Genomic DNA, 20,578 nt, shown 5'->3' with positions numbered 1-20,578 from the left:
GCTGCACTCAGCGCCTTTTCGGCGGCGGGCAGCAGCTGGGTTTCTTCTGTCTGCATGTGTGTGAGGTAAAACGCCACGTACATCCGCGCCGCGTCTGAAAAGGCTTCGCGCCTGGACTCACCAATCAACTCCCAGCCCAGCAGCAGATGCTGCAGCTCACGCACCTTGCCCTCGCCGCTCATGTGATCAAACTCCAGCCGCTCGATCACCGGCATCAGCGCAGGCACGGCGCGCGCCAGCCGGGGAAACAACAGGTTCGACTCCTTGGGGTGGTGCAGCCGCTCGGGAAACTCGTCGATGTAAAACAGCATGGCACGCAGCACATCAAAAAACCGCTCGGGTTCGTCGCCCGGCCCGCGCTCCATCATCATCAAAAGCGAGCGCAACACCGCCGCCAGGGCGGCATGTTCGTCGCGGATGATCTGCAAGGTGGCGTGCGGCATACCTGCACAATGGCACATGCGCCCGGCACGCGCCTTGATTTACCTCAATCCCGGCGCAGCTTCCAGCGCTTGAGCAGCAGCGCGTTGGAGATCACGCTGACGCTGGACAGCGCCATGGCTGCCCCAGCCACCACCGGGCTCAAAAAGCCCAGCGCCGCGAGCGGGATGCCGGCCACGTTGTAGGCAAAGGCCCAGAACAGGTTCTGCCGGATCTTCATCACCGTGCGGTGCGAGATGTCCAGCGCGCCGGCCACCAGCGCCAGGTCGCCGCGCATCAGCGTGATGCCGGCTGCGTGCATGGCCACGTCGGTGCCGGTGCCCATGGCCATGCCAACATCGGCAGCAGCCAGCGCAGGTGCATCGTTCACGCCGTCGCCGACCATGACGACAACATGGCCCCCACGCTTGTCGCTCCGCGTGCCTTCGGCGGTGCGCTGCCCCTCGCACGAAGAAGAGGGGCGCATTTTTCCTTGGGGCGGCCCGGCGGAAAAATGCCCGCGCCCCCCCCTGAGTTCAGCCACCTTGGCCGCCTTGTCGCCGGGCAACACCTCGGCCATCACCTCGTCGGCGCCCAGTCCGAGTCGGGCACCCATGGCCAGCGCCGCGCCCCGGTTGTCGCCGGAAATCATCACAATGCGGATGCCGCGCGCACGCAGCGCAGCCAGCGCCTGCCTGGCTTCGGGCTTGGGTTCGTCGGCAAACGCCATCAAGGCCCGGACGGCGAGGCCCTGTGTGACCCGCTCGACCAGCACAGACAAGGTGGCACCTTCGGCCTGTAAACGCTCAGCCTCGGGCGCCAGCGCACCTAGAGGCACCCCCAGCTCGTCCATCCAGCGCAGGCTGCCAATCAGGTAGCTGCGCGCGCCGACTTCCCCCTCGCTGCCACGGCCCGGCACGGCGCGCAGGCCGTCGGGTTGCCCCACCGTGATGCCGCGCTCCTGCGCGGCGGCCACCACGGCGCGGGCCAGCGGGTGCTCGCTGCCGCTTTGCAGGCTGGCGGCGACCGCCAGCTGTGCAGCTTCGTCTGCGTTGGGGAGCACGATAAATGCCACCAGTCGCGGCCGACCCACCGTCAGCGTGCCGGTCTTGTCGAACGCCACGGTGTCGACTTTGTGCGCCAGCTCCAGCGCCTGCGCGTCCTTGATCAGAATGCCGTTTTTCGCCGCGACGCCGGTGCCGGCCATGATGGCGGCCGGCGTGGCCAGCCCCAGCGCACACGGGCAGGCAATCACCAGCACCGCCACGGCGTAGATCAGCGCCGTCTCCATGCTGGCCCCCACCCACCACCAGCCGAGCAAGGTGGCCAGCGCAATCACCAGCACCACCGGTACAAACACGGCCGAGACCTGATCGACCAGCCGCTGGATAGGCGCCTTGGCGGCCTGCGCGTCTTCCACCAGCCGGATGATCTGCGCCAGCACACTTTCGCTGCCGACAGCGCTGACCTGCAGCACCACGCGCCCGTCACCATTGATGCTGCCGCCTGTGAGTTTGTCGCCCGCTTGTTTGACCACCGGCAGGGGCTCGCCCGTTAACATCGATTCGTCCACCTGGGTCTGGCCTTCCTTCAGCAGGCCATCCATCGGGATGCGTTCGCCGGGCCGCACCACCAGGCGGTCGCCCAGCAGCACCTCGCCCACCGGCAAGTCGGCTTCTTCACCGTCAGGCTGCAGCACATGCGCCATCTCCGGGCGCAGCGCATGCAGCGCACGTATCGCCGCTGTGGTCTGGCGCTTGGCGCGCGTCTCCAGCCATTTGCCCAGCAACACCAGGGTCACCACCACGGCCGATGCCTCAAAGTACAGGTGCGGCATGGTGCCGGATTCGGCGTTGAGCCACAGCCACACCGACAGGCCCCAGCCCGCGCTGGTGCCTATGGCCACCAGCAGGTCCATGTTGCCGGTCAAGGCCTTGACAGCATGCCAGCCCGCCTTGTAAAAACGCGCGCCCAGAATGAACTGCACTGGCGTTGCCAGCAAAAATTGTTGCCAGGCCGGCAGCATCCAGTGTTTGCCGAACAGGTCACCGAGCATCGGGAACAGCAGCGGCGCCGACAGCAGCAGGCCAACAGCGACCGGCAGGAAGCCGGCCCACGGCGACAGGTCTTCGGGCAGCGCTGCCTCGGCAGCACGCGGCTCATAACCGGCGTTGCGCACGGCGCGGCGCAACTGTGCGTCCATCTGCGCGGAGGGGGCAAACACCACACGCGCAGATTCGGTCGCCAGGTTGACAGTGGCGTCCTGCACGCCGGGTACTTTTTTCAGGGCCTTTTCAACACGCGACACGCACGACGCACAGGTCATGCCGCCAACGCCAAGGTCCAGGGTAGAGGGGGAGGTCAAGGTAGTCATAGGCAGATGATCGACGTTGCCATCATGGCAAGGTCAAGCCTTGATGCAGATCAACCCTACCGCGATCAAGGGTTTGATGTCACCGTGCTTGACCTTACCATGATGGCAGGGTTCAGGATCAGGCTTCTCACCAAAGCTTCTTTCTACCCTCAACCACAAGGACACACCATGAACCAGACCTTCAACGTACAAGGCATGACCTGCGGCCACTGCGAGCGCGCCGTGACCCAGGCCGTCAAAACCGTCGATCCGCAGGCCGAGGTGCGCATAGACCGCGCATCCGGCAAGGTGGATGTGCAATCCGACCAGCCACGCGAGGCCATTGTGGCCGCTATCTCCGAAGAGGGCTACGCCACGACATGATGGCGCCCATGAACGTTGGCGAGGCGGCGCGCCAGTCCGGGGTGTCGGCCAAGATGGTGCGGCATTACGAGTCGCTGGGCCTGCTGCCGCGCGTTCACCGCAGCGACAGCGGCTACCGCCAGTACACCGCGGCGGAAGTCCACACCCTGCGGTTCATCAAGCGCGCCCGCGACCTCGGGTTTTCAATGGCCGAAATCGCCGAGCTGGTCAGCCTGTGGCAAAACCGCCGCCGCGCCAGCGAAAACGTGCGGCGGATTGCGCAGAAACACGCCGACGATCTGGCCCAGCGCATCGCCGCCATGCAGGCCATGCAGCAGACCCTGGCGCATCTGGTGCACTGCTGCCAGGGCAACGACCGGCCTGACTGTCCCATCCTGGACGACCTGGCGGGCGTTGTAAGCAGCGCCTGAATGGCTGCCTACGCTCGACGGGCAAGGGCGTCGCACCACGCAAAAAACTTTACAAAATCCTCACGCTTGCCTCATAGGACATTGACACAAGCCGCGCAAACTTGCTTTCAACCTGACGCCACTTCCGGCGCCAGGCGCACACCCCAACGAAGGAAAGCTCACATGACCTCTACGCTCAAACCGCTGAAATCACTCAACACGCTGCTGCTGGCTGGCATCATGGCAACGGCTGCCTTGGCTGCCACGGCGCAAACCTTTGCGCCTGCCGCGCCGGTCACCGCCGCAGCACCGGCCAAGCCTTCCGGCCACGACGGCGGGCACATGGGCCGCCACGACCCGGCCCAGATGCAGGCGCGCATCGCCAAGCAGCAGGCCGATCTCAAGGCCAAACTCAAACTCACGCCGGCTCAGGAAGGCGCGTGGACGGCCTTCGCCGCGTCGATGCAGCCACCCGCGCACGGGGCCCGCCCCGACCGTGCCGCCATGAAGGCCGAGTTCGAGAAGCTGACCACACCCGAGCGTATCGACAAGATGCAGTCTATGCGCGCCCAGCGCATGACCGAGATGAATGCCGTCATGGACAAACGCGGCGATGCGACCAAGACCTTTTATGCCGCGTTGACTGCCGACCAGCAAAAAGTCTTTGATGCGCAGCGCGTGAACCATGGCGGCAAGGGTCGCGGCGGCCAAGACGGCCACGGCGGCCACCAGCGGAGCTAAGACCTCCCCGCAACCGGGCCAGCTCCGTCTGTGCCCCTAGCGCCAGCCAGCGTCGCTCTCCTTTGCGGAAGCGGCGCTTTTTCTTGCCTTTTCTGGACGCGCGCTTGCGGGCTCAAAAATAGAGGCTGGGCCACGAGACATGTCCCGTGGCCCAGCCTTGGGTTACTGTGTTATTTCGGGATGGCCAGTTTACTTGGGCATACCTGTCACTTCACCGCCCGCAGCGCCGGAGCCCTGAGCATTCATGTGGCCATTGCCCCCGGGCGCTTTCGGGCAATGCGTTCTGGATGCGCGCATCAGCGCGGCGCGCTACATAGCCCTCAGCATCCATGGAGCGACCTGCTGCACGGCTGGTCGCGTGGGCACCGCGCACCATGGCGTTTTCGGCACGGTTGGCCGTTCGGCCTACCGCGCCCCGGACGCCGCCGCCGGACGCCTGGCCGTTCGCGCTCGCGCCGGTGTTGGCGTCTACAGAGGTGTTATTGCGTGTCGCCATGCCGCTGGTGTATGTTGAGCCGCTCACACTTGCACTGGCGTTGGCGCGAACGTCGCTGCCGATGTTGCTGTTGACGCCGGTGCGGACACCCACATCGGCACCCAGGCCGACTTGTGCGTGTGCAGAAAAAGCCAGCATGGCGGTCAGGGCCGCAGCCGCAGAAATGGATTCGATGGAAAATTTGTTCATGGTTAACTCCTTGAGTCGCTAAACACTTAAAACCAGTTTGCAAAGAACACTGGTGAAAAGGAACATTGCAAAAGCCAGATCCAACTGGATTTGGTTGATTCAAATTTAGCCATGCCGCCGTGCCGGGCTTATCGGCAGGGCCCCCCGTGTCGCGCAGGACGCCGCCCTTTACGAAATCTTCATACTGTCAAAAGCGAAAAACGCATATAAATCAATACGAACAATGAGCTTGCTGTCCTACAGTCGGTTCATGGCGCCGGTACAACAATCGGGTCGGATCTTTGGTTTCTGCTCCCCCCTTCTTCGTCCTTCTTCGTTCTTCTTCGTTCTTCTTCTCCCACACTGACCGCCCTCTGCCGCCTCATGCTTCCTCCCCAATCCCTTATTCAGGTCAGTCAGACGTCCCCAGTGACCACCTTGCCTGTGGCGGACGCAGATGCCGTAGCCGCGACGCAGGAGGCCATTGCCGCTGCGTCTCTGAGTTTTTCGCTCAAGGTGCTCACCGTCAACATCCACAAGGGCTTCACCTTCTTCAACCGCAAGTTCATCCTGCATGAGCTGCGCGAAGCGGTGCGCACCGTGGGCGCCGATGTCGTGTTTTTGCAAGAGGTCACCGGCACGCACGCACGCCACGAAAGCAAGGTCGCCAACTACCCCACCGCGCCGCACTACGAATTTCTGGCGGATTCGATCTGGCCGCAGTTTGCCTATGGCCGCAACGCTGTCTATACCAACGGGCACCATGGCAATGCCGTGCTGTCGAAGTTTCCGATCGTGAGTTTTGAAAACCGCGATGTGTCCATCAGCGGCCCGGAGCGCCGCGGCCTGCTGCATTGCGTGTTGCAGATCCCCGGGCGCGAAACCACGGTGCATGCCATCTGCGTACACCTGGGCCTGGCCGAAGCGCATCGCGTCAAGCAGCTGCACATGCTGTGCGACATGGTGCGCAACGAGATTCCCGCGAGCGCCCCGGTGATCGCTGCTGGCGACTTCAACGACTGGCGCCGCCGCGCGCACAACCTGCTCGAAGAAGGGGCCGGCATGCATGAAGTGTTTGTTCAGGCCAACGGCAAGGCGGCGCGTACCTTCCCGGCACGGTTTCCGCTGCTGCAACTGGACCGCATCTATGTGCGCAACGCCATCGGCCATGCGCCGGTGGTGCTGCCGCTCAAGCCCTGGTCGCACCTGTCGGACCACGCGCCGCTGGCCGCCGAGATTGAGCTCTGAACAACCGCCAGAAAGGACAGGCCTCTATGCGCGGACGCTGGGTACCAGGCAACAAGCTCACATTGCTGGAAAACGGCGAGGGTTTTTTCCCGCGCGTGTTCGAATGTATCGCCGCCGCCCGGCAGGAAGTGCTGCTCGAAACCTTCATCCTTTTTGAAGACAAGGTCGGCAAGGAGCTGCACGCCGCACTGCTGGCGGCGGCGGCGCGCGGCGTGCAGATTGACGTGACCGTTGACGGCTATGGCTCACCGGACCTCTCGCCCGGGTTTATTTCGTCCCTGACCCACGCCGGCGTGCGGGTGCATGTGTTTGACCCCAGCCCCCGCCTGTGGGGCTACCGAACCAACCTTTTCAGGCGCATGCACCGCAAGATCGTGGTGGTCGACGGGCAGCGTGCCTTTGTCGGCGGCATCAACTACTCGGCCGACCACCTGGCCGACTTCGGGCCTGAGGCCAAACAGGACTATGCGGTGGAAATCGAAGGCCCGCTGGTTGCCGACATCGAGGAGTTTGTCCGAGCGCAACTCCAGATCGGTCAGCAAAAACCCGCCAGCCGGCTCAAGCAGCTCCTCAAGGCCAGGGACAAGCCGGCCGACAGCACCCGCGACACGCTGCGATCTGCGGGTGGCGCGCACGCCATGCTGGTGACCCGCGACAACCGCGAGCACCAGAACGACATTGAGCGCCACTACCGCATCGCCATTCGCGGCGCGCGGCATCGCATCATCATTGCCAACGCCTATTTCTTCCCTGGCTACCGCCTGCTGCGCCAGTTGCGCAAGGCAGCCAAACGCGGCGTCGACGTGCGGCTGATCCTGCAGGGTGAGCCGGACATGCCCATCGTCAAGATTGCCGCCAGCCTGCTTTACCACCACCTGTTGGGCGCGGGTGTGAAGATTTACGAGTACCGCGAGCGCCCCCTGCATGGCAAGGTGGCGCTGACCGACGACGAATGGTCCACGGTGGGCTCCAGCAATCTGGACCCGCTGAGCCTGTCGCTCAATCTTGAAGCCAACGTGATCATCAAGGACCGCGCTTTCAACCAGCAGCTTGCCGACAACCTTGAAAAGCTGATTGAGTCCAGTTGCGAGGAGATTCATGCGGGCGACTTGCCCGAGTCGCGCATGTGGGTCAGCCTGCGAAGCTTTTTTGTGTTTCACCTGCTGCGCCGTTACCCTGCGTGGTTCGGCTGGTTGCCGGCCCACCTGCCGCGGCTGGCGCCGGCTGAAACGCTGTTCGAGGAAGGCGGGCTGGACCACGTCAACGAAGGCCAGGCCTCATGACCGCGGCGTCGGCGGCGCGCGATCAGCCGCCAAAAGCCGGCATCACCGGCAAACCCTGGTGGCCCTGGCTGAAACGCGGCGTCACCCTGGTGTTTTTCAGCCTGGTGGCCTGGCTTCTGGTGGAGCAGGGCCGCGCCATCGAGTGGCCGCAGGTATTTGCGGCGGTGCGCGCCTACCCGCCGGGCGTGCTGCTGGGCGCGGTGGCGCTGGCCGCCCTGAGTTTTGGTCTGTACAGCTGCTTTGACCTTCTGGGCCGCCTCTATACCGGGCACAAGCTGCGCACACCCACGGTGATGCTGGTCACCTTTATCAGTTATGTGTTCAACCTCAACCTCGGCTCGCTGGTGGGCGGCGTCGCTTTTCGTTACCGGCTTTACTCACGCCTGAAGCTGGACACCGCCACCATCACCCGCATCATGTCGCTCAGCATGCTGACCAACTGGACCGGCTACCTGCTGCTGGGTGGCCTGGTGTTTGGCTTTTACACGCCCGAGCTGCCGCCCGGCTGGAAGATTGGCAGCGGCAGCCTGCAAGTCCTCGGTTTTGTCATGTTGGGCGCCGCCGCCGCCTACCTGCTGCTGTGCGCTTTTTTGCCGCAGCGCCGCCTGTCGCTTCGCGGTCATGACGTGGCGCTGCCGTCGGCCCGGCTTGCGCTGCTGCAGGTGATCATGGGCGCGGCCAATTGGCTGCTCATGAGCGGCCTGATGTTTGTGCTGCTGCAGCAAAAAATCGCCTTTCTGGCGGTGGTCGGCGTGCTGCTGGTGGCCGCCGTGGCAGGTGTGATTGCCCACGTGCCGGCCGGCCTGGGCGTCCTGGAAGCGGTGTTTGTGGCGCTGCTGTCGCATGACATGCCCACGCATGAATTGCTGGCTGCGCTGGTGGCCTACCGGGTCGTTTATTACCTGGCGCCGCTGGCGATTGCTGCGGTGCTGTATCTGGGGATTGAAGCGCGGGCCAAACGGCTGGCCAGCGCAGCGTGCAAGGCGCCACGCGATTGAGGTGGCCGGCGCCACCGCAACGCCCCGGAATCACGGTCAAATCGGCCCCCGGCCCTTGCAGGTGGGGCGCAAGCAGCTATGAATACCATAGCAATTATCGTCCCGTAGTGCGCAGGAGGAAAGCTGTAAGTAAACACAGTAAATCCTCAAAATACTGTATATTGGTACAGTGTCGCATTCCTCCACTCAGCGCAAACTCGCGATCCTGGCAGACGCGGCCAAATACGACGCTTCCTGCGCGTCGAGCGGGACGACCCGCCGCAACTCGCTGGATGGCCAGGGCATAGGCTCGACCGAAGGCTCAGGCATTTGTCACAGCTACGCGCCAGACGGCCGCTGCATCTCGTTGCTGAAAATCCTGTTTACCAATTTCTGCACCTACGACTGCCTGTACTGCGTGAACCGCGTCAGCAGCAATGTGCCACGCGCCCGCTTTTCGGTGGACGAGGTGGTGCAGCTCACGCTGGACTTTTACCGGCGCAACTGCATCGAGGGCCTGTTCCTCTCGTCGGGCATCATCCAGAGCCCCGACTACACCATGGAGCGGGTGGTCGAGGTCGCGCGGGTGCTGCGCGAGGAGCATGACTTTCGCGGCTACATCCACCTCAAGACCATTCCCGATGCGTCGGCCGAACTGCTGGCGCGTGCCGGCCTGTACGCCGACCGGCTGAGCATCAACGTCGAGCTGCCCACCGTGCAGGGCCTGCAGGCGCTGGCGCCTGAAAAAGACAGCGCTGCCATCAAGCGCTCCATGGCACGCCTGCGGCTGCACATTGACGAGGCGCGCGGCGCGGCCCGCGACGACACCCGGACCAGCGTGATCTCGCTGCCGCGGTCGCTCAAGGCCAGCCGCGCCAGCGCGCCGCGTTTTGCGCCAGCCGGCCAGAGCACGCAGATGATCGTTGGCGCCGACGCCAGCAGCGACCACACCATTTTGCAGGCCAGCGCCACGCTGTATGGCGCCTACCGGCTGCGGCGCGTCTATTACTCGGCCTTCAGCCCCATCCCCGACGCATCGCTGAGCCTGCCGCTGCGCCAGCCGCCGCTGATCCGCGAACACCGGCTGTACCAGGCCGACTGGCTGATGCGTTTTTACGGCTTTGCGCATGACGAGATCGTGCCGGCCACCACGGGCGACAGTGGCATGCTGGCGCTGGACATGGACCCGAAACTCGCCTGGGCGCTGGCGCACCGTGGCCAGTTCCCGGTGGACCTCAACCGCGCGCCGCGCGAGAGGCTGCTGCGTGTGCCCGGGCTTGGCGTCAAGGCTGTTGCGCGCATCCTGCAGGCGCGCCGCGTGCGCCGCCTGCGTGCGGATGACTTGCTGCGCCTGCATGTGCCGCTCAAGAAGGTGTTGCCTTTTGTGTTGTTGGCCGATCACCAGCCTGGCGCCAGCCTTGACGCCTTGGACCTGCAGGCCCGGCTCACACCGCGCGCGGTGCAGGCTGACCTGTTTGACGACGCTGTGAGCGCGCCGGAGACACCCGTGGATTCGGGGCCTTTGCCTACAAGCAGAGCGCAGACGCCGGCTGCACCATGGCTGACAGGCGCGGAGGCGCTCCGCAAAGAAAGGACTCTGGCATGGGCGTGATGAATGACCGGCTGACGAACGATCTTTTCCCGCAGGCACTGCTGCCGGTGACGCTGCAGGGGCCGGCTGACCTGGAAGGCTTCCGGCGTGCGGCGCGTGCGTTGCTGGCGCAGCAGATGCAACCTGAGCAGGTCAGCTGGCACAGCAGCGACGCGCGGGTACATGACCTGTTTGCCTCTGGCATCGAAGGCGCCGTCGAGGCGACCACCGCCATCCACAACGCCGCCTTCAACAACGCCCCGCCAGTCAGCGTACCGCCAGAGTTTGTCGCCCTCTGCGAAACCGCCATCCTGCACACCGACCCGAACCGCTTTGGCCTGCTGTACCGCATTCTGTGGCGCCTGATGCACGAGCCTGGCCTGCGGCATGACCCGCTGGACGCCGACATGATGAAAGCCCGGCAACTGGCCCAGCAGGTGCGTCGTGACATGCACAAGATGAAAGCCTTCGTGCGTTTTCGCACTGTGCAGGACGAAACCTTTCGCAACCATCCCGAAGGCGGTCCGTTGCATGTCGCCTGGTTCGAGCCCGAACACCACATCGTCGAGGCCATTGCGCCGTTTTTTGCGCGGCGTTTCACACAGATGCGCTGGGCGCTGCTGACCCCGCAAACCAGTGCGCAGTGGGACGGCGTGAACCTTCAATTCGGCCCTGGCGCCAGCAAGATTGACGCCCCGCCGCCCGACGCTGGCGAGCGGCTGTGGCTGACTTATTACGAAAACATCTTCAACCCGGCGCGTCTCAAACTCAAGATGATGCAGAAGGAAATGCCGCGCAAGTACTGGCACAACCTGCCGGAAGCCGCGCTGATTGCGCCGCTGACTGCCGGCGCCCAGGAGCGCAGCGCGCGCATGGTGGACGAAGTCCCGGTCGGCCTGGCCAGGCGCATGCCGTCCATCAAGGTGCTCCCTGTGTCCGTGGTTCTGGCCCCGCATGACGGTACGTCGGTGCGGTCCATGGACCAGCTGCGGGAGGTGACCAACCATTGCCGCGAATGCCCGATTGGTGCCTGCGCCACGCAGTCGGTAGGCGGCGAAGGTCCGCTGCAAGCGCAACTGATGTTTGTCGGCGAGCAACCCGGTGACCAGGAAGACCTTCAGGGCCGGCCTTTTGTCGGCCCGGCCGGCCAGTTGCTGAACCGTGCGTTGGCCGAGCTGGGCCTGGCGCGCGACGAGGTGTTTGTCTCCAACGCGGTCAAACATTTCAAGTACGAGTTGCGCGGCAAACGCCGCATCCACAAGACACCGACCCAGCGCGAGGCTGCGGCCTGCCTGCACTGGCTGGAGGACGAAATTGCCATGGTGCAGCCCGCCGTGTTGGTGGCGCTGGGCGCCACGGCGGCTCGGTCACTGCTGGGGCATGCCGTGCCGGTGATGGCCAACCGCGGGAAGATTTTTGAGCGCGATGACGGCCGCAAGGTGCTGGTCACCCTGCACCCGTCGGCGCTGCTTCGCATGCCGGCCGAAGAACGCGAACCCGCCTATGCGGCATGGGTCGCCGACCTGGCCACCTTGACGGGCAGCCTGGACAAGCAGCCGCCAGTGCCCGCAACGGTGTGAGTCAGGCGAGCGGGGGTTTGAGCCTCGACCCTTTTGACAAGGTTCAGGCCAAGCCTCGCAGGCCTCATGACTGCTATGAATTTAATAGCCACCAACGCTTGTTTGACAAGAGCTGGCGGTTGATTTCGCTCTGAGAGCGGACGCTACGGGTGTCAAGCCTGCAGGCGGCTGCTGGCCCAAAGCACCTGGTCGATCACGGCCTGGATGTTGGTCCGGTGGCTTTCGCTGAGCAGCTGGCCGTCCGCATCAAAAGCCTCGGCTGCGCGGCCCAGTGCAAAACCCCGGGGTGCGACCCAGCACTGTGCATTGAGCAGCAGCGGCACCAGATGGTTTTGCGAGCGCAGGCCGCCGAGCGCGCCGGGCGAGGCGCTGAGCATGCCCACGACCTTGCCGCTGAAGGACTTGAAGCCCTCCTGCCAGGCCGGGTCGCTTTTCACCGGGCTGGAGACCCAGTCGATGGTGTTTTTGAGCAGGGCGGTGTAGCTGCCGTTGTACTCGGGCGAACAGATGATCCAGGCCGGGTGCTCGAACATGATCTGCTTGAGCTTCATCACGTCGGCGGGTGTGCCTTTGGCTTCGAGGTCGGCGTTGTACATCGGGATGTCGAAATCGGCGAGCTCGATGTGCGTGACTTCGGCGCCATTGGCGCGCGCCATGGCGGCTGCGGCTGCGGCCAGTTTGCGGTTGAAGGAGGCGAGCCGGGTGCTACCGGCAAAGATCAGGAGTTTGGGCAGTGTGCGCATGCGTTTGATTTCACCACAGGCTGCAGGGAGAAGCGGCGGGGGCGGCCTTTCAGGCGCGAACCGCGCTAAAATGTACAAAACATAGCGAATTGTACAAAATGCACACTGTCCCTCTGAGTGAGTTCCGCGCTCATGCGTCGGCCATGATTGATCTGGTCGAAAAGGGCGAAACCGTGCGCATTTTGCGGCACGGCAAGCCAGTCGCGGAGCTGGTGCCGTTGAAGGCAGAAGCCGCTGTCAAGGTTCCCAGCTGGAAGCGGCCTGTCGAGCCTCTGCGTTACCTGAAGCCACCAGCCAAATCGGGTGCGCAAATGATCATCGACGAGCGCGAAGGTGGTTGGTGATGAATGTCTTGTTTGATGCTTCGGCACTGTTCAAGCGCTACAGCGGCGAGGCAGGCGTTGAACGGGTCCTGGAATTGCAGGTATTGGCCAGCGGTGTCACTGCGGCTGTGCATTGCAAGACGGAAGTGGCCTCTGCATTGACGCGCCAATGGCGAGAGGGTTCTTTTACCGAAGATGAATACAGCCGTGTGCTGGCAGTCATTCACGCGGACTTTGATGAGTTGACGGTGATGCCTTTGACAGTGCAGGCAGAACGTTATGCGATTGCTGCGATGCGTCTTGCCGCGCTGCGCGGTATGGACGCCTTGCACATTGGCACTGCACAGGCGGCCCGTGTTGATTTGTTTGTCACGGCCGACAAGCGGCAGGCGGCAGTTGCCCAGGCCGTGGGTTTGAAAACCGAACTGATAGAAGTCTGAAATGTTGCCCCCACGTTTGCGGCTTTGCCGCTTCTCTGCCCCCCGAGGGGGCGCAAGTCGTCCTTGGGGCGGCCCTACGGAGCCTTGATGTTTTACCCGCAAGAATTTGACGTGATCGTGGTGGGCGGCGGCCATGCCGGCACCGAGGCTGCACTGGCTTCGGCGCGCATGGGCTGCAAGACCCTGCTGTTGACCCACAACATCGAGACCCTGGGCCAGATGAGCTGCAACCCGTCGATTGGCGGCATCGGCAAGGGCCACCTCGTCAAAGAGGTGGACGCCATGGGCGGCGCGATGGCGCTGGCCACGGACGAGGGTGGCATTCAGTTCCGCATTCTCAACAGCTCCAAGGGCCCGGCTGTGCGCGCGACGCGGGCGCAGGCCGACCGCGTGTTGTACAAGGCGGCCATCCGCCGCATGATCGAAAACCAGCCCAACCTGTGGCTGTTCCAGCAGGCGGTGGACGATTTGATGGTCGAGGGCGACCGGGTGGTCGGTGCGGTGACGCAGGTGGGCATCAAGTTTCGCTCACGCACGGTGGTGCTGACGGCGGGCACCTTCCTGGACGGCAAGATCCATGTCGGCCTGAACAACTACGCGGCGGGCAGGGCGGGCGATCCGCCGGCGGTGTCCTTGAGCGCGCGCCTGAAAGAACTCAAGCTGCCGCAGGGACGTCTGAAAACCGGCACGCCGCCGCGCATTGACGGCCGCACGATTGACTTCACTAAATGCACGGTGCAGCCGGGTGACGGCATGCCAGGTGGAACGCCCGGCGCGGTGCCAGTGTTCAGCTTCATGGGCGGGCAGATCGCCCACCCGAAGCAAATGCCTTGCTGGATCACGCACACCAACGAACGTACGCACGAGATCATCCGCTCCGGCTTTGACCGCAGCCCGATGTTCACTGGCAAGATCGACGGCGTGGGGCCACGTTACTGCCCGAGCGTCGAAGACAAGATCAACCGCTTCGCCGGCAAGGAAAGCCACCAGATTTTTCTGGAACCCGAAGGCTTGAGTACACACGAGATTTACCCCAACGGCATCTCGACCAGCTTGCCGTTCGACATTCAGTACGCGCTGGTGCGCTCCATGGCCGGCATGGAAAACGCCCACATCCTGCGCCCCGGCTACGCGATCGAGTACGACTACTTTGACCCGCGCGCCCTGAAAACCAGTTTTGAAACCCGGGCCATAGGCGGGCTGTTTTTCGCCGGCCAGATCAACGGCACGACGGGGTACGAAGAGGCGGCGGCCCAGGGCATGTTTGCCGGCATCAATGCCGCTCTGCAGTGCCAGGGGAAAGAAGCCTGGTTGCCCAAGCGCGATGAAGCCTACCTCGGTGTGCTGGTGGACGACTTGATCACCAAGGGTGTGACCGAGCCTTACCGCATGTTCACCAGCCGGGCCGAGTTCCGCCTGATGCTGCGTGAAGACAACGCCGACATGCGCCTGACCGAAAAGGGCCGCGAGCTGGGCCTGGTGGACGACGCACGCTGGGACAGCTTCAACCGCAAGCGCGACGCTGTTTCACGTGAAACAGAGCGCCTGCGTTCCATCTGGGTGAATCCGCGCAGCCTGCCGGCGGCCGAGGCTGAACGTGTGCTGGGCAAAGCCATCGAGCATGAATACAACCTGCTGGACCTGCTGCGCCGACCCGACGTGGACTACGCCGCCCTGATGTCGCTGGAGGGCGGAAAATACGTGAACCCAGAGCTGGCCCCGGTGGATGCAGCCGGTGTTCCACGTGAAACATCAGCGGTGGCTGACATGGCGCGCAGCGTGATTGAGCAGATCGAAATTGCCGTCAAATACGCCGGCTACATCGACCTGCAGAAGATCGAGGTTGAGCGCGCCTCGCACTACGAGAACCTCAAGCTGCCGGCGGACCTGGACTACCTGCAAGTGACTGCGCTGAGCTTTGAGGCGCGCCAAACGCTGGCCAAACACCGACCTGAAACATTGGGGCTGGCCTCGCGGATATCCGGCATCACGCCGGCGACCGTGTCCCTGCTGCTGGTCCACCTGAAGAAAAACCTCTGGAAGAACACCGTCTCGCTCAAGGCGACCGAGCCGGTCGACGCCTGATGCGCGCCCGGGAGCAGGACTTGCGCGCCGGATTGAGCGCGCTGCAGCTCAGTGTGAGTGATGTGCAGGTGGCCCGGCTGCTGGACTACCTGGACCTGATCGGCAAATGGACGCGGGTCTACAACCTGACGGCGGTGCGCGACCCGGCGGAGATGCTGACGCACCACCTGCTGGACAGCCTGGCGGCGCTGGCTCCTTTGCGGCGGCATCTCGCGCAGGCGGGGCAGGGCCGGGCCAGCCTGCTGGATGTCGGCTCGGGTGCGGGGTTGCCGGGCGTGGTGATTGCCATTTGTTGCCCGGACGTGGCGGTGACCTGTGTGGACACCGTGGCCAAAAAAGCCGCCTTCATCAAACAGGCCGCGCTGGCGCTGAAGTTGCCCAACCTGACTGGTCAACACGCGCGGGTCGAAACCATCACCCAGCCTTTTGACGTGATCTGCGCGCGGGCCTTTGCGTCGCTCCATGATTTCACCCAATGGTCGGCCGGGGCGCTGGCACCGGCCGGTGTCTGGATGGCCATGAAAGGCAAACATCCGGCGGATGAAATCGCCGCGCTGCCGCCGTCGGCAGAGGTGTTTCACGTGGAACAACTGGCCGTTCCAGGCTTGAACGCCGAGCGTTGCATCGTCTGGATGCGCCAAAAAACCACGGGTTGAGGGACAACCGCAGCGTTTTTTCAGCGGGGTGTGGCGAGCGGGCAGGTTTTTCCGCAGGGCCGCCCCCAGGAAAATGCGCCCTCTCGGGGGGCAGCGCCTTGCGCGAAGCGAAAAGCGTGGGGGCAGGTGGCATCGCTGACGTAAACTCACGGCCTCACTCCGGGGATTTTCATGCTGGGCTCATTTGCTGGCGTCGCTGACTACGGCGCTTTTGTCATCGCAATCATTGTTTTTTTGCTGATTCCCGGGCCTGGCAACTTGGCACTGATCACCTCCACCAGCAAGGGCGGCATCCCCGGCGGCCTGGGCGCCACCTTCGGCGTGATCGCTGGGGACCAGGTGCTGCTCTGGGCCGCGGTGGCCGGTGTGTCGGCCGTGATGGCGGCTTACCCGACGGCCTTCCACATCGTGCAGTGGGCGGGCGCGGTCTACCTGGCCTGGCTGGGCATCAAGCTGCTGATGGCCAAACCCGGCGACGCGCCTATCCTGCAGATCAAGCCACGCCACTACTTCCGCCAGGCGCTGCTGATCACCCTGCTCAACCCCAAGGCGATTGTCTTTTATATGGCGTTTTTTCCGCTGTTCGTGGACCCGGCATTGCATCAGGGCATGACGACGTTCGCAGTGATGGCCGCGACCATTGCCGGCCTGACTTTTCTGTATGGCCTGACCTCGGTGCTGATCACGCATTTTCTGGCCGAACGCATACGCGCCAATCCCAAAATCACCAGCTTGCTGAACAAGGCAGCAGGCGTCTTTCTGATCGGCTTTGGCTTGAAGCTGGCTGTCTCCAAGTAATCCCCGAATCGAACCAGAAGAACAACAGATGGCCAAGATATTTTGTGTCGCGAATCAAAAGGGCGGGGTGGGTAAAACCACGACGACAGTGAACCTCGCTGCCGGTCTGGCCAAGGTCGGCCAGCGCGTGCTGATGATCGACCTGGACCCGCAGGGCAACGCCACCATGGGTTCGGGCGTAGACAAACGCAAGCTGGAGTTGACGGTCTACGACGTGTTGCTCGAGTCCGCCTCGATTGCCGAGGCCCGGGTGCACAGCGAGAAGTGCGGTTACGACGTGCTCGGTGCCAATCGCGAACTGGCCGGCGCCGAGGTCGAACTTGTCGAGGTCGAACGGCGTGAAAAGCGTCTGAAGCTGGCGCTGGCGGCTGTTGCCGACAACTATGACTTCGTGCTGATCGACTGCCCGCCGTCGCTGAGCATGTTGACGCTCAATGGCCTGTGCTGCGCGCACGGCGTGATTGTGCCCATGCAGTGTGAATACTTTGCGCTCGAAGGGCTGACCGACCTGGTCAACACCATCAAGCAGGTGCACGCCAACCTCAACAAGGAGCTGGCCATCATCGGCCTGCTGCGCGTGATGTTCGACCCGCGCATCACCCTGCAGCAGCAGGTCAGCGACCAGCTCAAGGAGCATTTCGGCGACAAGGTGTTCAACACCGTGATTCCGCGCAACGTGCGCCTGGCCGAAGCGCCGAGTTACGGCCTGCCGGGCGTGGTGTTCGACCCGGCCTCCAAAGGTGCGGTGGCCTTTGTGGCCTTTGCCGAAGAGATGGTCCAGCGCATCAAGGCCATGTGAGCATGGTTTTCAAGTCAAATCGGCCTCTGGCCCTTATACAGCAAACGCAGTCAGCTCCTGAAATAATAGCAAACAGGCGGCCGGCACCATGAAGCCGTCGAATGTCCTGATCCTGCCGGGCTGGCAAAACAGTGGCCCCGGTCACTGGCAGAGCTTGTGGGAAGTTGCGCATGGCTACCAGCGCGTTGAGCAGCACGACTGGATGCAGCCGCTGCGCGGCGACTGGATCGCCCGCCTGGAGGATGTGGTGCTGGGCAGCGACGAAGACGTCGTGCTGGTCGCCCACAGCCTCGGCTGCATCCTGACCGCTGCCTGGGCCGCGCACTCGCGCAACACCCATCGCGTCAAGGCCGCGCTGCTGGTGGCGCCCCCGGACGTGGACCGCGAGGAAGTGCGGCAGATGCTCACGAGCTGGGCGCCAGTGCCCATGCACACCCTGCCGTTTCCCACGGTGGTGATGGCCAGCAGCCGCGACCCGTATTGCCGGCCCGACCGCGCGTGCGCTTTCGCCGCTGCCTGGGGTTCGGAGTTTGTCGACGCGGGGCCGCTCGGACATCTGAACGCCGACAGCGGCCTGGGCGACTGGCCCGAGACGCATGAAAAACTGCAGTTGCTGATGAGCAGCGCCGCACCCCCCTGAATCAACAGAAAGACGAAACCACCATGGTCACCAAAAAACCCAAAGGCCTGGGCCGCGGCCTGCAGGCGCTGCTGGGACCCACCGTCGGCGAGTCCGCCCACGCGCTGGAAAACGGCGCGAGCAGCGCCACCAGCCCGGGCCAGCCGGCCTCGCTGCTGCTGACTGACCTGGTGGCCGGCCAGTACCAGCCGCGCACGCGCATGGACGAAGGGGCGCTGTACGAGCTGGCCGAGTCCATCAAGGCGCAGGGCATCATGCAGCCCATTCTGGTGCGACGTCTGAACAGCGGCGCCAACGACGGCAAGTACGAAATCATCGCCGGTGAACGGCGTTTCCGCGCGGCGAAGATCGCCGGCCTGGACAGCGTGCCGGTGCTGGTGCGCGACGTGCCCGACGAGTCGGCTGCGGCCATGTCGCTGATTGAAAACATTCAGCGAGAAGACCTCAATCCGCTGGAAGAAGCTCAAGGCCTGCAGCGTCTGGTGAAAGAGTTTGGGCTCACTCACGAGCTGGCCGCGCAGGCCGTGGGCCGATCACGCAGCGCCGCCTCCAACCTGCTGCGGCTGCTGAACCTGGCCGAGCCGGTGCAGACCATGCTGATGGCTGGCGACATCGACATGGGCCACGCGCGTGCGCTGCTCTCGCTGGACCGGGCCACGCAGATCACCGCCGGCAACCAGATCGCGGCGAAAAAACTGTCGGTGCGCGAGGCCGAAAGCCTGGTCAAAAAACTCGGCGCCGAGTTTTCGCTCAAGCCGCAAAAAGCCACCAAGGAAAAGTCGCGCGACACGCGCCGCGTCGAAGAAGAGCTGGCCGACCTGCTGATGGCTGAGGTTGAAGTGCGCATCAAAAAGCAGGTCAAGCGCAACGGCCGCCGCGAGGATGTGGGCGAGCTGGCCATCGCCTTTGGTTCGATGGACGAGCTCAATGGCCTGATCGAGCGGCTGCGCGGCGGAAAATAGGCTGCGGCGTCTTCTGGTTTCGACGGGGCAAGTGCGGCTCCGTCCTACGCCCAATGGGGGCTGCACAGGTGGGTGCGAGGTCCGGTCCGACGGCATCATGGTGGCATTGAAAATTTCAAACCGACCCATGAACCCCATCGCCACCCACCCGATCTCCCGTCCCTCGCTGGCCCTGCTTGGAACCGAGCCCTGGCGCGCCGCCTATGAATTTGTGCAGCACAAAGTCGCCCGCAAGGCGCCCGTGGCGCCCGGCGACGGGCATCCGGTCATCATTTTCCCCGGCCTGGCGACCGATGGTAAGGCCGTGGCGCCGCTGCGCGACTATTGCGAGGCGCTGGGCTACAGCGCGATGGACTGGGGCCGTGGGTTCAATACCGGGCCGCAGGGCGACATTGATGCCTGGCTGGCGGAGCTGGCGGACCATGTGTCGGGTCTGCTCACCGGCCATTCGCAGCGCGCAACGCTGATTGGCTGGAGCCTGGGCGGGATTTATGCGCGCGAGCTGGGCAAGTTGATGGCGCCCCGGCTGCGCCAGGTCATCACCATCGGCACCCCGTTCAACGGCTCGCCTGACCACACTCATGCGGGCTGGCTGTTCCAGCTGCTCAGCGGCTTCGCGCCGGTGAGCGACCCGGCCTTGAGCCTGCGCCTGCGCACCCCACCGCCCTTGCCGACCACCTCGATCTACAGCCGCTCCGACGGTGTTGTGGCCTGGCAAAGTTGTCTCCACGACAAGACCAACGCGCAGGTCAGCGACGTGGAGGTCAAGGGCAGCCACATCGGCATGGGCTGGAATCCGGCCGTGCTGCGGGTGGTGGCCGAGCGGCTCGCCAGCCAGCGGTGGCGCCAGGTAACGAACCCACCGCCATGGCGTTGATCGAGAACATCCCGCGAGAAAACCTCAACCTGCTCGAACAAGCCCAGGGCCTGCGGCGCCTGGTCAAGGAGTTCGGACTTACGCGCGAACTGGCGGCGAAGAAGGGTGGGTGCGGTGACCCGCTATTCAAAGGGTAGCAAACCAGTGTTGCCGTCCTACGCCCGATGGCGGCGTGATGACCGGCATGGTTATCTTCGCATCGGCCACCATGGGTATCCACTTGCACGCACCTCCGCACATCGACCATGGACCTGTTCAGTCTGATTCAATGGCCGGCCATGGCCCTTACCGTGGCCGCCGCCTGGCTGGTCGCTTCGCGCTCGCGCGGCAGGCGCAATGCGGGCTTCTGGGTTTTTCTGGCGAGCAATGTGTTGTGGGTGGCTTGGGGCTGGCACGCCGGTGCGCCGGCCTTGATCGCCCTGCAGTTTGCCCTGGCGGCCATGAACATCCGCGGCGCGATGAAGACGAAAGACCAAGAGCCCGACTAGGAGCCTGTCGGACTTGGGGCGTCGAAAGCGAAAATCGGCCCCAGCGAGGACAGTTTTTGCCGGATTTGCAGGCCCATAGCCCAGCTATGGGACAAAAAGACGGTGAAAAATGGACCGCTGCGGTCAATTTGCAGCCG

At 64.0% G+C, this 20,578-nt stretch carries 22 protein-coding genes and 1 pseudogene; 19 read left to right on the top strand and 4 right to left on the bottom strand.

The window, feature by feature from the left end:
* A partial coding sequence (locus ACESMT_RS03015; RefSeq protein ID WP_372825097.1) for a hemerythrin domain-containing protein occupies window positions 1-443 on the bottom strand: 443 nt, incomplete at its 3' end.
* Window positions 444-487: 44 nt separating this feature from the next.
* Entirely contained in the window at window positions 488-2,794 is a 2,307-nt protein-coding gene (locus ACESMT_RS03010; RefSeq protein WP_372825096.1) for a heavy metal translocating P-type ATPase, read from the bottom strand.
* A 168-nt stretch (window positions 2,795-2,962) separates the two neighbouring features.
* Here ACESMT_RS03010 and ACESMT_RS03005 point away from each other — a divergent pair, with 168 nt between their 5' ends.
* From ACESMT_RS03005 to ACESMT_RS02995, 3 genes are all read left to right on the top strand, one after another.
* Window positions 2,963-3,157, top strand: coding sequence for a heavy-metal-associated domain-containing protein (locus tag ACESMT_RS03005; protein WP_372825095.1), 195 nt, complete (start codon window positions 2,963-2,965; stop codon window positions 3,155-3,157).
* The gene (gene cueR / locus ACESMT_RS03000) at window positions 3,157-3,567 is read left to right on the top strand and encodes a Cu(I)-responsive transcriptional regulator (RefSeq protein ID WP_372825094.1); all 411 of its coding nucleotides are present in this window, start codon (window positions 3,157-3,159) and stop codon (window positions 3,565-3,567) included. Before ACESMT_RS03005 ends, cueR begins: the two co-directional genes overlap by 1 nt.
* A 162-nt stretch (window positions 3,568-3,729) precedes the next feature.
* Window positions 3,730-4,287 carry a Spy/CpxP family protein refolding chaperone gene (locus tag ACESMT_RS02995; RefSeq protein ID WP_372825093.1) on the top strand — a complete coding sequence of 186 codons (558 nt, stop codon included), beginning with the start codon at window positions 3,730-3,732 and terminating at the stop codon, window positions 4,285-4,287.
* 211 nt (window positions 4,288-4,498) lie between these two features.
* Here ACESMT_RS02995 and ACESMT_RS02990 read toward each other — a convergent pair whose 3' ends face one another.
* Complete coding sequence (locus ACESMT_RS02990) at window positions 4,499-4,972, bottom strand: hypothetical protein (protein ID WP_372825092.1); 474 nt, start codon at window positions 4,970-4,972, stop codon at window positions 4,499-4,501.
* 408 nt (window positions 4,973-5,380) lie between these two features.
* Between ACESMT_RS02990 and ACESMT_RS02985 the strand changes: the two genes are divergently transcribed.
* From ACESMT_RS02985 to ACESMT_RS02965, 5 genes are all read left to right on the top strand, one after another.
* The gene (locus tag ACESMT_RS02985; RefSeq protein WP_372825091.1) at window positions 5,381-6,199 is read left to right on the top strand and encodes an endonuclease/exonuclease/phosphatase family protein; all 819 of its coding nucleotides are present in this window, start codon (window positions 5,381-5,383) and stop codon (window positions 6,197-6,199) included.
* Between the two features lie 26 nt (window positions 6,200-6,225).
* A complete protein-coding gene (clsB, locus tag ACESMT_RS02980) occupies window positions 6,226-7,482 on the top strand; it encodes a cardiolipin synthase ClsB (protein ID WP_372825090.1) in 1,257 nt (418 codons plus the stop codon).
* Window positions 7,479-8,480 (top strand): lysylphosphatidylglycerol synthase domain-containing protein, encoded by a 1,002-nt coding sequence (locus tag ACESMT_RS02975; RefSeq protein ID WP_372825089.1) that lies wholly within the window; start codon window positions 7,479-7,481, stop codon window positions 8,478-8,480. The genes clsB and ACESMT_RS02975 overlap by 4 nt, the downstream gene beginning before the upstream one ends.
* Window positions 8,481-8,649: 169 nt before the next feature.
* Window positions 8,650-10,071 carry a putative DNA modification/repair radical SAM protein gene (locus ACESMT_RS02970; protein ID WP_372825088.1) on the top strand — a complete coding sequence of 474 codons (1,422 nt, stop codon included), beginning with the start codon at window positions 8,650-8,652 and terminating at the stop codon, window positions 10,069-10,071.
* Entirely contained in the window at window positions 10,062-11,630 is a 1,569-nt protein-coding gene (locus ACESMT_RS02965; RefSeq protein ID WP_372825087.1) for a UdgX family uracil-DNA binding protein, read from the top strand. Before ACESMT_RS02970 ends, ACESMT_RS02965 begins: the two co-directional genes overlap by 10 nt.
* 152 nt (window positions 11,631-11,782) lie before the next feature.
* Here the strand turns inward: ACESMT_RS02965 and ACESMT_RS02960 are convergent, their stop codons facing one another.
* Entirely contained in the window at window positions 11,783-12,373 is a 591-nt protein-coding gene (locus ACESMT_RS02960) for an NADPH-dependent FMN reductase (protein WP_372825086.1), read from the bottom strand.
* Between the two features lie 98 nt (window positions 12,374-12,471).
* On the opposite strand from ACESMT_RS02960, the gene ACESMT_RS02955 reads away from it, so the two are divergent.
* The 11 genes and pseudogenes from ACESMT_RS02955 (at window position 12,472) to ACESMT_RS02905 (ending at window position 20,441) form a co-directional block, all read left to right on the top strand.
* On the top strand, window positions 12,472-12,717 hold the full coding sequence (locus ACESMT_RS02955) for a type II toxin-antitoxin system Phd/YefM family antitoxin (protein WP_372825085.1): 246 nt from the start codon (window positions 12,472-12,474) through the stop codon (window positions 12,715-12,717).
* Entirely contained in the window at window positions 12,717-13,136 is a 420-nt protein-coding gene (locus ACESMT_RS02950; RefSeq protein WP_372825084.1) for a type II toxin-antitoxin system VapC family toxin, read from the top strand. Before ACESMT_RS02955 ends, ACESMT_RS02950 begins: the two co-directional genes overlap by 1 nt.
* Before the next feature lie 87 nt (window positions 13,137-13,223).
* Window positions 13,224-15,221 carry a tRNA uridine-5-carboxymethylaminomethyl(34) synthesis enzyme MnmG gene (mnmG, locus tag ACESMT_RS02945; protein WP_372825083.1) on the top strand — a complete coding sequence of 666 codons (1,998 nt, stop codon included), beginning with the start codon at window positions 13,224-13,226 and terminating at the stop codon, window positions 15,219-15,221.
* On the top strand, window positions 15,221-15,877 hold the full coding sequence (gene rsmG, locus ACESMT_RS02940; RefSeq protein ID WP_372825082.1) for a 16S rRNA (guanine(527)-N(7))-methyltransferase RsmG: 657 nt from the start codon (window positions 15,221-15,223) through the stop codon (window positions 15,875-15,877). The genes mnmG and rsmG overlap by 1 nt, the downstream gene beginning before the upstream one ends.
* 171 nt (window positions 15,878-16,048) lie before the next feature.
* Window positions 16,049-16,675, top strand: coding sequence for a LysE family transporter (locus ACESMT_RS02935; protein WP_372825081.1), 627 nt, complete (start codon window positions 16,049-16,051; stop codon window positions 16,673-16,675).
* Between the two features lie 28 nt (window positions 16,676-16,703).
* Window positions 16,704-17,474, top strand: coding sequence for a ParA family protein (locus ACESMT_RS02930; protein WP_372825080.1), 771 nt, complete (start codon window positions 16,704-16,706; stop codon window positions 17,472-17,474).
* Window positions 17,475-17,562: 88 nt separating this feature from the next.
* Window positions 17,563-18,114, top strand: a complete 552-nt coding sequence (locus tag ACESMT_RS02925; protein WP_372825079.1) for an RBBP9/YdeN family alpha/beta hydrolase — start codon at window positions 17,563-17,565, stop codon at window positions 18,112-18,114.
* A 23-nt stretch (window positions 18,115-18,137) separates the two neighbouring features.
* A complete protein-coding gene (locus tag ACESMT_RS02920) occupies window positions 18,138-19,076 on the top strand; it encodes a ParB/RepB/Spo0J family partition protein (RefSeq protein WP_372825078.1) in 939 nt (312 codons plus the stop codon).
* 127 nt (window positions 19,077-19,203) lie between these two features.
* On the top strand, window positions 19,204-19,953 hold the full coding sequence (locus ACESMT_RS02915) for an alpha/beta hydrolase (RefSeq protein ID WP_372825077.1): 750 nt from the start codon (window positions 19,204-19,206) through the stop codon (window positions 19,951-19,953).
* Window positions 19,938-20,063 (top strand): annotated as a pseudogene (locus ACESMT_RS02910) (chromosome partitioning protein ParB); the annotation flags it as partial. The gene ACESMT_RS02915 and the pseudogene ACESMT_RS02910, both read left to right, overlap by 16 nt.
* Window positions 20,064-20,198: 135 nt before the next feature.
* Entirely contained in the window at window positions 20,199-20,441 is a 243-nt protein-coding gene (locus tag ACESMT_RS02905) for a hypothetical protein (RefSeq protein ID WP_372825076.1), read from the top strand.
* The last annotated feature ends 137 nt before the right edge of the window (window positions 20,442-20,578 follow it).

It is taken from the genome of Polaromonas sp. (assembly GCF_041689105.1).
Classification (GTDB): domain Bacteria; phylum Pseudomonadota; class Gammaproteobacteria; order Burkholderiales; family Burkholderiaceae_C; genus Polaromonas.
The sequence above is the reverse complement of the archived record's forward strand: the minus strand, read 5'-3'. Positions and strand labels throughout refer to the sequence as shown.

Bases quoted from the DNA above. Each gene is read 5' to 3' on its own strand.
- ACESMT_RS02930 (WP_372825080.1), top strand. From the start codon at position 16,704: ATGGCCAAGATATTTTGTGTCGCGAATCAAAAGGGCGGGGTGGGTAAA.
- ACESMT_RS02920 (WP_372825078.1), top strand. From the start codon at position 18,138: ATGGTCACCAAAAAACCCAAAGGCCTGGGCCGCGGCCTGCAGGCGCTG.
- ACESMT_RS02915 (WP_372825077.1), top strand. From the start codon at position 19,204: ATGAACCCCATCGCCACCCACCCGATCTCCCGTCCCTCGCTGGCCCTG.
- ACESMT_RS03010 (WP_372825096.1), bottom strand. From the start codon at position 2,794: ATGACTACCTTGACCTCCCCCTCTACCCTGGACCTTGGCGTTGGCGGC.
- ACESMT_RS02935 (WP_372825081.1), top strand. From the start codon at position 16,049: ATGCTGGGCTCATTTGCTGGCGTCGCTGACTACGGCGCTTTTGTCATC.
- rsmG (WP_372825082.1), top strand. From the start codon at position 15,221: ATGCGCGCCCGGGAGCAGGACTTGCGCGCCGGATTGAGCGCGCTGCAG.
- ACESMT_RS02925 (WP_372825079.1), top strand. From the start codon at position 17,563: ATGAAGCCGTCGAATGTCCTGATCCTGCCGGGCTGGCAAAACAGTGGC.
- ACESMT_RS02955 (WP_372825085.1), top strand. From the start codon at position 12,472: ATGCACACTGTCCCTCTGAGTGAGTTCCGCGCTCATGCGTCGGCCATG.
- ACESMT_RS02975 (WP_372825089.1), top strand. From the start codon at position 7,479: ATGACCGCGGCGTCGGCGGCGCGCGATCAGCCGCCAAAAGCCGGCATC.
- cueR (WP_372825094.1), top strand. From the start codon at position 3,157: ATGGCGCCCATGAACGTTGGCGAGGCGGCGCGCCAGTCCGGGGTGTCG.
- ACESMT_RS02960 (WP_372825086.1), bottom strand. From the start codon at position 12,373: ATGCGCACACTGCCCAAACTCCTGATCTTTGCCGGTAGCACCCGGCTC.
- ACESMT_RS02990 (WP_372825092.1), bottom strand. From the start codon at position 4,972: ATGAACAAATTTTCCATCGAATCCATTTCTGCGGCTGCGGCCCTGACC.
- mnmG (WP_372825083.1), top strand. From the start codon at position 13,224: ATGTTTTACCCGCAAGAATTTGACGTGATCGTGGTGGGCGGCGGCCAT.
- ACESMT_RS02950 (WP_372825084.1), top strand. From the start codon at position 12,717: ATGAATGTCTTGTTTGATGCTTCGGCACTGTTCAAGCGCTACAGCGGC.
- ACESMT_RS02965 (WP_372825087.1), top strand. From the start codon at position 10,062: ATGGGCGTGATGAATGACCGGCTGACGAACGATCTTTTCCCGCAGGCA.
- ACESMT_RS02995 (WP_372825093.1), top strand. From the start codon at position 3,730: ATGACCTCTACGCTCAAACCGCTGAAATCACTCAACACGCTGCTGCTG.
- clsB (WP_372825090.1), top strand. From the start codon at position 6,226: ATGCGCGGACGCTGGGTACCAGGCAACAAGCTCACATTGCTGGAAAAC.
- ACESMT_RS03005 (WP_372825095.1), top strand. From the start codon at position 2,963: ATGAACCAGACCTTCAACGTACAAGGCATGACCTGCGGCCACTGCGAG.
- ACESMT_RS02905 (WP_372825076.1), top strand. From the start codon at position 20,199: ATGGACCTGTTCAGTCTGATTCAATGGCCGGCCATGGCCCTTACCGTG.